The organism is Brevibacterium sp. S111, from assembly GCF_004745075.1.
Classification (GTDB): Bacteria; Actinomycetota; Actinomycetes; order Actinomycetales; family Brevibacteriaceae; genus Brevibacterium.
Map to the genome: position 1 here is coordinate 19,069 of NZ_RHFH01000010.1, position 13,584 is coordinate 32,652.

General features: G+C 64.7%; 14 protein-coding genes. 1 reads left to right on the forward strand and 13 read right to left on the reverse strand.

Annotated elements, in window-relative coordinates:
* The first annotated feature begins 148 nt into the window (after nucleotides 1-148).
* On the forward strand, nucleotides 149-883 hold the full coding sequence (locus tag EB836_RS12320) for a class I SAM-dependent methyltransferase (RefSeq protein WP_135540824.1): 735 nt from the start codon (nucleotides 149-151) through the stop codon (nucleotides 881-883).
* 94 nt (nucleotides 884-977) lie between these two features.
* Here the strand turns inward: EB836_RS12320 and EB836_RS12325 are convergent, their stop codons facing one another.
* The 13 genes from EB836_RS12325 to EB836_RS12385 form a co-directional block, all read right to left on the reverse strand.
* Nucleotides 978-1,463 (reverse strand): Hsp20/alpha crystallin family protein, encoded by a 486-nt coding sequence (locus EB836_RS12325; protein ID WP_135540826.1) that lies wholly within the window; start codon nucleotides 1,461-1,463, stop codon nucleotides 978-980.
* Nucleotides 1,464-1,758: 295 nt separating this feature from the next.
* On the reverse strand, nucleotides 1,759-2,274 hold the full coding sequence (locus EB836_RS12330) for a ferritin (RefSeq protein ID WP_135540827.1): 516 nt from the start codon (nucleotides 2,272-2,274) through the stop codon (nucleotides 1,759-1,761).
* Nucleotides 2,275-2,411: 137 nt separating this feature from the next.
* Nucleotides 2,412-3,845 (reverse strand): amidase family protein, encoded by a 1,434-nt coding sequence (locus tag EB836_RS12335; protein ID WP_135540829.1) that lies wholly within the window; start codon nucleotides 3,843-3,845, stop codon nucleotides 2,412-2,414.
* Between the two features lie 4 nt (nucleotides 3,846-3,849).
* Entirely contained in the window at nucleotides 3,850-5,082 is a 1,233-nt protein-coding gene (locus EB836_RS12340) for an amidohydrolase (RefSeq protein WP_135540831.1), read from the reverse strand.
* 77 nt (nucleotides 5,083-5,159) lie between these two features.
* Nucleotides 5,160-5,888 (reverse strand): hypothetical protein, encoded by a 729-nt coding sequence (locus tag EB836_RS12345; protein WP_135540833.1) that lies wholly within the window; start codon nucleotides 5,886-5,888, stop codon nucleotides 5,160-5,162.
* A 10-nt stretch (nucleotides 5,889-5,898) separates the two neighbouring features.
* On the reverse strand, nucleotides 5,899-6,645 hold the full coding sequence (locus EB836_RS12350; RefSeq protein WP_135540835.1) for a DUF5058 family protein: 747 nt from the start codon (nucleotides 6,643-6,645) through the stop codon (nucleotides 5,899-5,901).
* Nucleotides 6,646-6,900: 255 nt separating this feature from the next.
* Complete coding sequence (locus tag EB836_RS12355; RefSeq protein WP_167854451.1) at nucleotides 6,901-7,407, reverse strand: hotdog fold domain-containing protein; 507 nt, start codon at nucleotides 7,405-7,407, stop codon at nucleotides 6,901-6,903.
* Between the two features lie 112 nt (nucleotides 7,408-7,519).
* A complete protein-coding gene (locus EB836_RS12360) occupies nucleotides 7,520-7,888 on the reverse strand; it encodes a DUF1801 domain-containing protein (protein WP_135540837.1) in 369 nt (122 codons plus the stop codon).
* Between the two features lie 284 nt (nucleotides 7,889-8,172).
* Nucleotides 8,173-8,625, reverse strand: coding sequence for a transglycosylase family protein (locus tag EB836_RS12365; RefSeq protein ID WP_276606437.1), 453 nt, complete (start codon nucleotides 8,623-8,625; stop codon nucleotides 8,173-8,175).
* Nucleotides 8,626-8,843: 218 nt separating this feature from the next.
* Complete coding sequence (locus EB836_RS12370; protein WP_135540841.1) at nucleotides 8,844-11,219, reverse strand: excinuclease ABC subunit UvrA; 2,376 nt, start codon at nucleotides 11,217-11,219, stop codon at nucleotides 8,844-8,846.
* A gap of 5 nt (nucleotides 11,220-11,224) precedes the next feature.
* Entirely contained in the window at nucleotides 11,225-11,635 is a 411-nt protein-coding gene (locus EB836_RS12375; protein ID WP_135540843.1) for a VOC family protein, read from the reverse strand.
* A gap of 19 nt (nucleotides 11,636-11,654) precedes the next feature.
* Entirely contained in the window at nucleotides 11,655-12,062 is a 408-nt protein-coding gene (locus EB836_RS12380; RefSeq protein WP_135540845.1) for a helix-turn-helix transcriptional regulator, read from the reverse strand.
* Nucleotides 12,059-13,582, reverse strand: coding sequence for an APC family permease (locus EB836_RS12385; protein ID WP_135540847.1), 1,524 nt, complete (start codon nucleotides 13,580-13,582; stop codon nucleotides 12,059-12,061). Before EB836_RS12385 ends, EB836_RS12380 begins: the two co-directional genes overlap by 4 nt.
* Nucleotides 13,583-13,584 lie beyond the last annotated feature (2 nt).

Genomic DNA, 13,584 nt, shown 5'->3' on the forward strand with positions numbered 1-13,584 from the left:
TCCTTCGAGCTGGGATCGGGCCGGTGCCTCCATCCTAACGACCCCGCCCGGCGCGGTGGACTATCGACCCAGTTCTGAGCGGCAAGGATAGAGTTGTGCACAGCGGTGACGTCGAGCGCCGAAACCGATGAGTCGAAAGGCGGACACGATGGTGCGACCACGGGCGCGGGCCTCACACGGGCGCGGTTTCGGTGCCCAGGCCGAGATCTACGAGGAGGTCCGTCCCGGCTATCCCGGGTCCGCTGTCGATCTCGCCCTCACCGGCCGGACACACGGCTGGGCCGGTCTGCGGGTGTGCGATCTCGGCGCGGGAACGGGAATTCTCAGCCGAGAGCTGCTCGAACGCGGAAGCGAGGTCACTGCCGTCGACCCCGACACGGTGGCACTCGAGAGCAATCGAGCACCCAGTCGGGTCGGTACGGCCGAAGCGACGGGACTGGAAGCAGGCAGCGTCGACCTCGTCACCGTCGCGCAGGCCTGGCATTGGTTCGACGAGGCGGCCGCGGCCGCCGAGATCGCTCGGATCCTCGTGCCCGGCGGCAGGCTGCTCATCCTCATCAACCAGCTCGACGTGCGCGTCGACTGGGTGCTTCGTCTGAGCCGGATCATGCATGCCGGTGACGTCTACCGTCCGCAGTATCGTCCGCAGCCGGGTGCTGGGCTCGAACTCATCGCCGATCGGCTCGTCGAGTTCACGACCCCACTCGACGTCGACGGCATCGTCGACCTCGCTCGCACCCGCTCCTATTGGCTGCGATCGAACGAAGCGACCCGCACCCGGGTGGAGACGAATCTGCGCGGATACTTCCGCGACGAACATCCGGTCTCAGGCACCGTGGATGTCCCGTACATGTGTCTGGCCTACCTGCTCGAGCTGTCATGAGCGCGGTGCTGTCTGGAAGGGCAGGAGTGTCCGACAACGACGAACGGCGGGCCGCACCCGAGGTGCGGCCCGCCGTGTCGGATCTGCCGGTCGATCAGTCGGCAGAGCCGCCGGTCGCGGTGTCAGCGGCCGGTCCGCCGTCGGTCGATGTCGATTCGACGACCTCGGCGCTGCCGGACGCGGAGGTGTGGGACACGGTGATCTTCCGGGGGCGGGCCTCCTCGGCGACGGGGATCGTCAGGGTGAGCACGCCGTCGCTGTAGTCGGCGCGGATGCGGTCGAGTGCCACGCGGTTGCCGAGCGTGAGCTGGCGCGCGTAGGTGCCGTTCGTCCGTTCCCGGGTCAGCCACTTCACGTCCTTGTCCGCGACCTCGGATTCGCGGCGTGCGCGAACCGTGAGCGTGCGGTCCTCGACATCGACATCGATGCTGCTCGGGTCGACGCCGGGCATGTCGATGCGGGCGATGAAGACCTCGCCGTCGCGGTAGAGATCCATGGGCAGGGTCGTTGAGTTCGGGGTGCGAGTGACCTCGGAGAAGAAGCGGTCGAGGTCACGGATGGGATCGAATCGTGTAGCCATGTGCGTCCTTTCGTTCGGTTGCTCTATTGAGTCAAACACACTCAACTTTGAAATGATTCCGAACTCATGAAACTCACAGTTCTGCGAGTCCGGTTCGGGTGCTGCGTGACCGGCCCGCCGTCACCGTGCTCATCGCTGAGGCGGTCCTTCGCGGAGTCGTTCCTTCCGGTGCGCTGGCCAGCGAGCCGAGGGCTCTGGTTTCGTCTCCGACGATGACGAAGGGCGGCCGATTCACTGGGAATCGACCGCCCTTCGTCACTGCGGGCGCAGCGGGCTCAACCGTCGTGAGTTCCGATCACTCGCCGTCGGCGGTGATGTCGGGGTGACGCGATCCGAGTTCGGAATCGATGCGCAGCACGCCCGAGCCGTCTTCGCCGACGCGCTCGAGGCGGCCGATGATCTCGGAGATGCTCGACTCCTCCTCGACCTGCTCGTCGATGAACCAGTGCAGCAGCGGCAGGACGTCGAGGTCGGTTTCGGCCTGAGCGGTGCGGTAGAGGTTGCGGATGGATTCGGAGACCTTCTCCTCATGGGCCAGTGCGGCCTTGAAGAAGTCGATCGGCTGCGAGCCGGAGACCTTCGGAGCAGCGATATCGCCGATCTGAGGAGCGAATCCGCGGTCGAGGCAGTGCTGAGTGAACTTGGCGGCGTGAACCTGCTCTTCCTCGGACTGGGCGCGCATCCAGCGAGTCATTCCGGGGAGGTCGAGGTCGTCGAGCTGAATCGACAGCTGCAGGTAGACCAGCGAGGCCTCGAGTTCGAGGGTGACCTGCTCGTTGAGGACCTTCTGCATGGCGGGGCTCAGGTGCATCTGTTACTCCTTTGCGATTCTCAAGCGGATCGATTCCGCCTGTACAAGAATATAGTGACACCTTTTCTAGAACCGTTCCAGTGTGGAAAGGCTCGGCAAACTCCACGCAGGTTTGCCAAACCTCTCCGCACTCGCCCTCAGAGCCGCGGATGTGAAGCGTGGTGCCCGGTGGCGACTTCGAAGGCGTGGGCGATGCGCAGCAGATCGACATCGGCGCCCGGCCTGGCGACGATCTGCACGCCCACCGGCAGTCCCGAAGCGGAGAAGCCCGCAGGGACGGAGATCGCCGGACAGCCCGTGGCCGAGATGAGGCACAGGGACCGCATCCAGTCGAGGTAGTTCTCCAGCTGCACGCCATTGATCTCGGTCGGGTATTCGATGCCCGCGTCGAAGGGCAGCACCTGAGAGGTTGTGAGCACGAGCACGTCATGGTCGGCGAAGTATCGTTCGACTTCGCTGTGCAGACGCGCACGGGCCGCCTCCGCCGAGGCCACCTCGGCGCCGGTGAGATCGAGCCCCATGCGGATGTTCCAGCGGACCGAGGCCTTGACCTGGTCGGTATGGGCCGCAGCCAGCCGCCCCCAGGATCCGACGAAGTCCAGCGCGCGGCGGACACCGAAGACTTCATCGGCGTCGCGCAGGTCGGGAATCGTGTCGTCGACGTCCGCACCGAGATCGGTGAAGACGCCGGCACTGTCAGCAACGATCCGGGCCACCTCCTCGGCGACCGGGAAGAGCCCGCCGAGATCCGGGGAGAACCCGACCCTGACTCCGGTGAGGTCGGGGGAGTGGGAAGCGCCGAGAGCGAACTGAGGAAGGTCGAACACGCTGCCGGGCTCCGGACAGGACCGAGGGCACAGCGGATCGGGGCCGGCGGCCACGGACATGAGCAGAGCGACGTCGGAGACCGTGCGGGCCATGAAGCCGCCCTGAGCCAGCCACGCATACGGATCGGCCGGAGGTATGTGCGGGATGCGACCGTTGCTCGGCCTCATCCCCACGACATTGTTGAACGAGGCCGGGGAGCGCAGCGAACCGCCCATGTCCGAACCGTCGCCGGACGCTTGGATGCCGGCGGCCAGCACCGCTCCCACCCCTCCGGAGGACCCTGACGCCGACTTCGTCGGATCATAGGGATTCACGGTCGTACCGAACACCGGGTTGAACGTGTGCGAACCGGCGGCGAACTCAGGCACATTCGTCTTGCCCGTCGTTGTGATCCCTGCCCGCTTGAGCCGGGCGATGATGAGCGAGTCGGACTCGGGCACACGGGCGGCCATGAGCGGTGAGCCCCAGGTCGTGCGCATCCCGGCCGTGTCATGCGTGTCCTTGTGCGTCATCGGCACCCCGTGAAGGGCCCCGAGACTCTCCCCACGCGCCGCAGCCGCATCCGCCGCCTCCGCCTGGATGAGAGCCGCCTCGTCATCGCGGGTGACGACCGCGTTGAGGATCGGATTGACCGCATCGATGCGCTCAAGGTGGGCCTCCAGCGCCTCGCGAGCCGAGATCTCCTTGGCAGCGATCCGGGCGGCGAGCTCCCGGGTCGACCACCACAGCGATTCCTCACTCATCGGATCACCGTCCGACCTTGCTCAGCACCGCCGACAGCGCGGCGCGGATGCCCGTTTCCAATGTGGTCTCGACGTCGTCGGGGGCGAAGAACGGGGAGTGGTTGCCGGCCGGGGCTTCGGAGCCGGAGAACTTGGCGGGGGAGTAGCCGCCGAAGAACCAATACACGTACGGGACTCCGATGTCGTCGCCGAAGGCACCGACATCCTCGCTGCCGGTGGCCGGCTTCTGGAGGTGGATCTGTTCGGCTCCCAGCTCGGCACCGACATGCTCGAGGAAGCCTGCCGTCTCCTCCGGGTCGTTGAAGCAGCGGGGGAACCCGTACATCTCCTCGATCTCGGGCTCCGGAGCACCGGATGCCAGCGCCTCGGCGAGGATGATGCGTCGGACTCGGTCGAGGACGACCTCACGGACCTCCTCGGTGAAGGTGCGGATATTGAGTTTGAACTCCGCGGAATCCGGAATGATGTTCTCCTTGAGCCCGCCGTGGAACGTGCCGACGGTCACGACCGCCATGTCGTTGCCGGCGATCTCACGGGAGACGACCGACTGCAGACGGGTGATCATGTAGGCGCCGAGCACGATGGGATCGATGGCGCTCTCCGGCTGTGAGCCGTGGGCCTGCTTGCCCTTGACCGTCACGCGCAGACAGTCGGACATCGCCATCGCGGTGCCCTTGCTGACGTAGATGTGTCCGGCAGGAACGGGCCACACGTGCTGACCGTAGATGACCTCGGGGCGCACGATCCGGTCCCAAAGTCCGTCGTCGAGCATGGCGCGGGCCCCCTGACCGGTCTCCTCACCGGGCTGGAAGAGCATGACCACACTGCCGGACCACAGATCCTTGTGCTCAACGAGGTATTTCGCGAGGTAGAGCCCGACGGTGATGTGGGTGTCATGGCCGCAGCCGTGCATGACCTGCGTCGTCGTGCCGTCGGGCAGGGTGCCTTCGGCGGTGGAGGCGTAGTCGAGTCCGGTGTCCTCGGCGATCGGCAGTCCGTCGGTGTCCGCACGGTAGCCGACCACCGGTCCGCTGCCGTTCTCGATGACGGCGACGACTCCTGTGCCGCCGAAGCGGTGCGTGGTCAGTCCCATCGCCGTGAGTCGGGAGTCGATCTCTGCTGCGGTGCGGGTCTCCTGCATCGACAGTTCGGGGGTGCGGTGGAAGTCCTTGTAGTCCGCGACGATCTGGCCGAGGTCGGCCGTGAGTGACTGGCGGAGTACGGGGTTGAGAGACATGGTGTCCTTTCTGAACCGGTCTTCTGCCATCTTGGCAGGTGTCTGCGGTTTCGTCTTCGGTGTTCGGGGTCCGGACCTCAGTTGATGCCCACGGTGTCTCCACCGCTTCTCGTGTCCGTGACCTTCTTGTTGCGTGTGAACCACGTGATGAGGATGGTGAGGAAGACGACGATGGCGACGTCGCCGGGAGCCAGCACCGGCACCAGCGGTATGAGCACGAGGATGACCAGAGCCGCCAATCCGAGGGCGATGAGCGTCGATTTCACCTGCCGGAGGGAGGCGATGAGCTGAACGGTGACGCCGCCGAGGATGGCCGGGAGGATATAGAGCTTGGCCACGAGCGTGATCGGTGCGGGAATGAGGGCGACGAGCCAGGTTCCGAGGATGCCGACGAAGATGACCATCGAGGCCACGTGGATGATCGCGGCACCGCAGATGGCCATGGTGGCCGCGTACTCGCCCTTGCGGGTGCCCGGCTTCGCGCCGATCGTGTCCTGCGCGACGATGGCCGAGGGCAGCAGCTTGTTCGACACGTTGCCGATCATGAAGGCCTGATACATACCGGCCGGGCCGAGGATGGGGAAGTAGGTGAGCGGTTCCACGATGTAGAAGACACCGTAGACGGCGAAGACCGCGAGGAATCCCTTGAGGATGTTTCCGAAGTCGACGTTCGCGTCGGCGACGAAGAGGAGATAGAACGGCACCGAGGTGGCGATGAGGAAGCCGATGAAGAGCGTGATCGAGCCCCAGCGAGTCGTGGTGCGTTCGAAGGCCGCGTGCGAAGGCGAAGTGATGATCGATGACATGATGTGCTCCTCAGGCTTCGGGCAGGCCGAGACCGGCATAGTGGGCGAAGTAGGCGGCGACGAGGCCGACGAGCAGGGAGATTCCCAGCCCCCATTCCTTGAGCCAGTTCGCTTTGAGCACCTTGGCCAGGAACAGGCAGATGCTCATCACGACGGCCGAGACGATGACGGCGATGACATGAGTGGGCGATTTCGGGATCTCGCGGAAGGTCAGTGCCGCGAAGGCCGCGAGCAGTGCGGCACCGGGGATGATCGACATCAGCGCCGGGTTGACCTTCTCGAGCTTGTGGGTGCTGCGCTTGAAGATCGGAGTGAGGATGAGGGTGGAGATCATCCATCCGGCACCCGAGAGGCTCATCGCCATGAGCGCGACGATGAAGACACCGCGAGTGAAGGTTTCGTCACCGAGGTTCGCGCCCATCGTGCCGGCGGCCAGCGAGGCCGACGCCACCTCGGTGGCCGCCGAGCCGATGAGGCCGACGCGGACGATGACCGGGGGAGTGCCGAACAGCGGCAGAAGGGCGATGGCCACAAGCACCACGGACAGGGACGGGCCGATCGCGGCCACACCTCCGGCACGGAAGGCAGTGCGCACTTCCCGTTGGCTCATCCCAGCCGATTCCGCGTTCTTCTTCACCGCGGTCATATAGATGAGTGACTGCACGACGACGACTCCCATCACCGCCATCGCCAGGATCCAGAGAATCGGGGCATTCGCAAGGCCGATGTAGTCGGCCGAACCGCTGGCCAGGTGCATGGTCAGCTCCTCACATCATTGTCGAGTTGCAGGGACGCACGACGGCAAGCCTCAGTGGTATACCAAAACGCGTGCGTGGTTTCAACATAACCTGACCGGTTGGTCAGGCACCACAGTTCTGTCGAAAGTTCCCATTAGTCGAGATTGATGTCATCGGTCAGTCTCATCGATTGAATCGATAAGGCCTCAGCGACGGTCAGTGCCTCAGCAACGGAGACGCAGAAGTGCGAGCGACGGGGGAGTGCGGCCCGGAGTTCACCGCTTCTTCTGCGAGATGTGCATCGTGATCTCGGCTGTGACGAACACGGTGCCGTGGGCGTCGATGACGTCGACGGGCACAACGAGGTCGAACTTCTCCTCGCCGAATTCCGGGAGCTCATCGAGGCGCGCGAGGGCGGTGACGGTCGTTGTCGCCTTGGCCTTGTATTCGACGGTCATCCCGGCCGGAATCCATCGATGCGTGGACGGGACTGTCGCCTCGGTCATCATGCCGCCGGCGACCTCAGCCATATTGCAGGCCGCGATCGCGTGATAGGTGCCGAGGTGGTTGTGCACTCCGCGGCGGTTCGGTGCGCTGACCCGGCAGAATCCCGGTCGCAGCTCGTGGATGAGTGGATGGACCGAGCGGAAATAGGGAGCCTTGAAGCAGACGGCCTGAGTGAACAGACGTTTGCCCAGGGGCTTGTCCTGCATCTTCTTCCACAGCGCATAGATCTTCCCGGAGCCGGGAATCGCTGTGATCTGTGCCGAATCGACGGTCATCGTTGAGTCCTTCCGGGCGGCGGTCCAACGTCCAAGGCAAGGAATGGGACTGGTCGTCCGCTGCCGCTGTGAGCTAAGTTACTTTTCAGTAGACTCTAGCAGGCAGGCGGCCTTATGTGCAGTCGGACCATTCGGCCAGCGTGTGGTCGCGTGTGCGCTCGAGCAGTTCGCGGAGCACGACCCGGTCGATGCCTTCGAAGCGGGTGAGATACAGGCATGCCGTGCCGCTGCGGTAGCTGCCCAGACGTGCCATCAGATCAGCCCAGCGGCTATCGAAGTCACTCGTCAGGTAGATCGTGTGCTGGCGTGCGGCGGGGGAGAAGGCCAGTACCGGCATGACTCCGCTACGGCCCGACTCGTATGTGTACGTGACTTCGCCGAAGCCGATGATCCGAGAGGCCCAGACGACGGGCTGCTCACCGGAGACATCGCCGAGGAGGTTGATGAGCTCATCCCGATTGGTCGTCGGATGCTCGTCCATGTCGGCGGAATCGATTCGTCAGTGTCCACCATAGATGCGGACGCGGGGAGCGGTTCTCTGATCTTAACTTAACATAATGTATATTATCGGCGTTCTACGCAGAGGGCAGCACAACGCGGAACCGGCGTCCCATACCCGTGTACAGTGCGGGCGCCTCCGCAAAGACGTCGGAAACGACGACAATGGCCGCGAACGACCTGGCAGTCGTTCGCGGCCATGAGCGCTGATCCTCAGTATCGAGCACAGCGCTCAAGACGATTGGATCAGCTGATCTGTGGATGCTGTCAGCCGCCGACGGTGACGTTGCCGCCGAGTCCGACCTTGCCGCTGCCCTTCGAGCCGCCATCGTCCTTCTTGCCGCCTCCATCATCGGCGGCGCCGTTGGACTTCGTCAGCCCGGCCTTCTTGCCGCAGGTCGGCCATGCGCCCGGGCCCTGCTCCTTGAGGACCTTCTGGGCGATGCGGATCTGCTCCTTCTTGCTGTGCTGATCCGCAGTGCCGGAACCGCCGAAGCCGTTCCAGGTCTGCTTGGAGAACTGCAGCCCGCCGTAGTATCCGTTGCCGGTGTTGATGTGCCAATCACCGCCGGATTCGCATTCGGCGACCTTGTCCCAGACGCCCTTATCGGCTGCCTGGGCCGGCTGACCTGCGCTCATGCCGGTCATCCCGGCGGCTGCGACTGCGCCGGCACCGACGAGCAGGGCGACCTTGCGGAAGCTGGTGCTGTAGAGGTTCACTATGTCTTCTCCAAAGTACGACTGCATTTCGGTTTTGTAACCCGGCCGTTACCGAGCCGTTATACACCGTAACGAATGTGGCGGGCAGTGTGAACCCGAAAGCACCGAATCGCCATCCGAATCGCCTCATCAGAGGCTGAACGTGGCCTGAGGACCAGCGCTCCCTTCTGGCGCGCACCCGGGCGGCGGTGCCGCGACTCCCCCTTAATCCTCAATCCTCAGCCGCGGATATAGGCAGCCAGGTGCTGTGCGGTCAGACCCGCCGCGTCATCACCGGCGCCGGCGACGAGATCGGCGGGACTGCCGGTGGCCACGATGGAACCTCCGTCATGTCCCGCGCCGGGCCCCAGGTCGATGATGTGATCGGCATGAGCCATCACCGCTTGGTGGTGTTCGATGACGATGACCGTGCGACCGGAGTCGACGAGTCCGTCGAGAAGGCGGAGCAGTTTCTCCACATCGGCCAGATGCAGGCCCGTCGTCGGCTCATCGAGGACGATCACCTGAGCGGCGTCGGCGGCTTTCGCCGACAGGTGCACCGCCAGTTTGAGCCTTTGTCTCTCTCCCCCGGACAGAGTCGTCAGAGGCTGTCCGAGACTGACATAGCCCAGCCCCACCTCGGCGAGCTTGTCAAGGATCCGCACGACGGCGGGAATGCGCGACTCCCCCGCACCGAAATGCTCAAGCGCAGCGGTCACCGGCAGGTCGAGGACCTGCCGAATGTTGAGCCCGCCGAGTCGGTATTCGAGCACAGCGGCCTGGAACCCCTTGCCCTCGCACTCGTCGCAGGGAGCCGAGACCCCGCCCATGAGCGCCATGTCCGAGTAGATGATGCCGGCGCCGCTGCACACCGGGCACGCCCCTTCGGAGTTGGCACTGAACAGAGCCGGTTTGACGCCATTGGCCTTCGCGAAGGCTCTGCGGACAGGTTCGAGCATTCCCGTATAGGTGGCCGGATTGCTCCGCCGGGACCCCTTGATCGGTGCCTGGTCGATCATCACGACACTCTCACGGGTACGCACATATCCCTCGACGAGGCTGCTCTTGCCCGACCCGGCGACACCCGTGACCACAGTGAGCACCCCGAGCGGCACATCGACGTCGACGTCGCGGAGATTGTGCAGTGCCGCGGACCGGATCTCGAGGGCCCCGGTCGGCTTCCGCACCGTGTCCTTGAGCGCCACCGTATAGCCGAGGTGGCGACCGGTGAGCGTGTCGGACTCCCGCAGTCCCTCGACGGTGCCGGTGAAGGTGACCTCTCCCCCGGCGCTGCCCGCTCCGGGACCGAGGTCGACGATGTGATCGGCGATGCCGATGGTCTCGGGTTTGTGTTCGACGACGAGGACGGTATTGCCCTTGTCCCGCAGGGCCAGGAGGAGTTCGTTCATGGCCTGGATATCGTGCGGGTGCAGACCGATCGTCGGTTCGTCGAAGACATACGTGACATCGGTCAGAGCGGAGCCGAGATGGCGGACGAGCTTGATCCGCTGCGCCTCTCCCCCGGACAGTGACCCGGCCGAGCGCTCGAGCGAGAGATAGCCCAGGCCGATGTCGTCGAAGGCCTGCACATCGGCACGCAGCGAGTCGAGCAGCGCGAAGGCGGGACCGGCCTCGACGCGAGCGAGCCACGCGGTGATATCCGAGATCTGCATGGCACAGACCTCGGCGATGGACTTCCCCGCCAGCTTCGATGACCGGGCCGCGGCGTTGAGTCGGGTGCCCGCACATTCGGGGCACACCGTGAACACGACGGCACGGTCGACGAATTCGCGGATGTGCTTCTGCATGGCATCGCGGTCCTTGGACAGGAACGACCGGCGGATGCGCGGAATGAGCCCGTCGAAGGTGAAGTTCGTGCCGTTGATCCTCACCTTCTCGCCTTCAGCGTGAAGGAGGTGGTGCCGTTCCCTTTCGTCGTAGTCGGCGACCGGCTTCTTCGGGTCGAAGAACCCGGATTCGGAGAACATCCTCACCGACCATCCTCCGGGTTTGTATCCCGGGATCGTGATGGCTCCGTCGTCGAGCGATCGAGTCTCATCGACGACCTCGGCGATGGCGATGTCCGTGGCGGTGCCCATGCCTTCGCAGTGCGGACACATTCCACCGTTGACGGAGAACGACTTCCTCTCGACCTGTGTGCCCTCGCCTCTGTCGATCGTCACCGCGCCCTTGCCGCTGACGGTGGCGACGTTGAAGGAATAGGCATTCATCGATCCGAGGTTCGGTTCGGCGAGTCTGGCGAAGAGAGTGCGCAGCTTCGCGTTGATGTCCGAGACAGTGCCCACCGTCGAGCGCGGGTTCGCTCCGATCCGTTCCTGGTCGACGAGGATGGCCGTCGTCAGTCCTTCGAGCATGTCGACCTCGGGGCGGACCATCGCCGGCATGAACCCCTGAACGAACGCCGAATAGGTTTCGTTGATCATCCGCTGGGACTCCGCGGCGATGGTGTGGAAGACCAGCGAGCTCTTGCCCGAGCCCGAGACTCCGGTGAACACCGTGAGCCGGCGTTTGGGGATGTCGACGGAGACGTTCTTCAGCGTGTTCTCCCGGGCTCCGCGGACGCGGATGAGGTCATGGCCGTCGGCTGGGTGCATCCGCGTCAGCCTCTCTGCTGGATGCGGATCATGTTCCCGGCCGGATCGCGCACGGCGCAGTCGCGCAGACCATAGGGCTGGTCCATCGGCTCCTGCACGATATCGGCGCCCTTCGCCTCGACCTCGGCGAAGACTGCGTCGACGTCGGCAGCGGCGAGCACGATGGCCGCGTAGCTGCCCTTGGCCATGAGCGCCTCGATGGTCTCGCGTTCGGCTGCGCTGATCGTCGGGTCGGTCACCGGCGGGGTGAGCACGATCGAGGTGTCCGGTTGGTTCTGCGGTCCGACGGTCAGCCATCGCATGCGACCGGAACCGACGTCGAGACGGAGTTCGAACCCGAGCACCTCGCGATAGAAGCGAAGGGATTCCTCGGCGTCGAGGTGTGGAAGGAAACTGGCGTTGATCGAGATATTCATGACAGCAATCGTAGACCGCTCAGCGTGGTCGGACTTCTCGATTCCTGACCGGTCTCAGAGCGTTCTTCACCACGATCGTCGGCAATCGGTGCTCACCGGCGGCGACTCCGTTGCGGTACTGGCTCGGTGAGAGCCCGACGAGTTCGCTGAACCGGGTGCTGAAGGTGCCCAGAGAGGAGAAGCCGACGGTGAAGCAGATATCCGTGATCGACAGGTCCTCGCGGCGGATGAGTGCCATGGCTCTTTCGATCCTGCGCGTCATGAGATACGAATACGGGGATTCACCGTAGGCGGCTTTGAACTGGCGACTGAGATGCCCGGCCGACATGTGTTCCCCCAGTGCGAGGGCCTCGACGCTCAAGGGGCGGTCGAATTCGCGGTCGATGCGGTCGCGGACTCGCCGCAGCGCCACAAGCTGCTCGTTCACCCGGTCTCGACTCCCTGCCGCAGCGTGCGCCCGCGGAAGAAGTCCGGATGTCGCAGCGACTGGATGATCATGATGACCACGCCGAGAGCCAGCACCCCGATCCCGAGGACGAAGACGAGCCCGATGCCGAACACCGAGGAGCCCGAGCCGTAGTCGGGGTCGAGCGAATCGACCGCGGTGGTGACGAAGATGACGAGCAGGGTCACTCCCCCGATGAGTGGGAACAGGAACCTGAAGAACACGGTGCGCACCGAGTCGAACAGGGTCCGCCGGAAGTACCAGATGCAGGCCAGTCCGGTGATGCCGTAGTAGAAGCAGACCATGAGGCCCAGCGCCGTGATCGTATCCCACAGGGCGTTCTCCGACAGCAGACGCATGACGACGTAGAAGAGGATCGCCGCTCCCGCCGAGGTGACGGTGGCGACCGATGGCGACTTGTACCGGGGCGACACGCGACCGTACTTCTCCGGCAGCGCCCCGTAGTGGCCCATCGCCAGAATCGTGCGTGAGGGCGAGACCATCGTCGCCTGCAGGGAGGACAGGGAACTCGAGAGCACGGCGATCGACACGAGCACCGCGAAGGGTCCCATGACGGGACCGGCGAGAGAGGCGAAGATCGATTCCTGGTTGGCCGGGTTGCCCGCGCCGAGTCCCTCGGTTCCGACTCCAGCGAAGGAGATCACGGCGATGGTGCAGGCGAGGTAGATGATGACGATCGCGATGATCGTGAGCATCGCGGCCCTCCCGGGAGTCTTCTCCGGGTCCTTGGCCTCCTCGTTCATCGTGATCACCGTGTCCCAACCCCAGAACAGGAAGATCGACAGGGACACAGCCGCAGCGACGGTGGAGAAGTCACCGGCCGAGAGCGGATTGAACCAGTCGAGCGAGACGGGGGTCGGGTCGAAGGCCGTGCCGCCGGAGACCTGGACAAGCGCGGCGACGACGAACCAGCCGAGCGCCAGCACCTGGAAGGCCACGAGCCACACCTGCAGCTTCTCGGTGGCCTCGACTCCGCGATAGGACACCCACGCCGCGGCGGCGGTGAGCACGATCGTCACCGGAATGTTAATCCACAGCACGCGGGTGAGATCGGCGATCTGCGGATCGGAGAAGATCTGCGACAGCAGCAGGAACAGGAAGTCGACGGCGACCGCTGCGAGATTCGAGAGCACGAGCACGGTCGCCGCGACGAGTCCCCACCCGCCCATCCAGCCCAGCCAGGGGCCGAAAGCGCGTGTTGCCCAGGTGAAGGTCGTTCCCGAATCGGGCATCGCGGTGTTGAGCTCGCGATAGCCGAAGACGACGAGGAGCATCGGCACGAAGCCGATGAGCAGAACGGCCGGGGTGTGGACGCCGACTTCGGAGATCGTCGGGCCCAGCCCGGAGGTCAGCGTATAGGCGGGGGCGATGCACGAGATGCCGATGACGGCACCCCCGATGGCTCCGACCTTTCCGGCAGACAGGCCCTTCGAACTCAGTCCGCTCGAGTCCGTCGACGGTGACGATTGTGAAGTGCTCATCG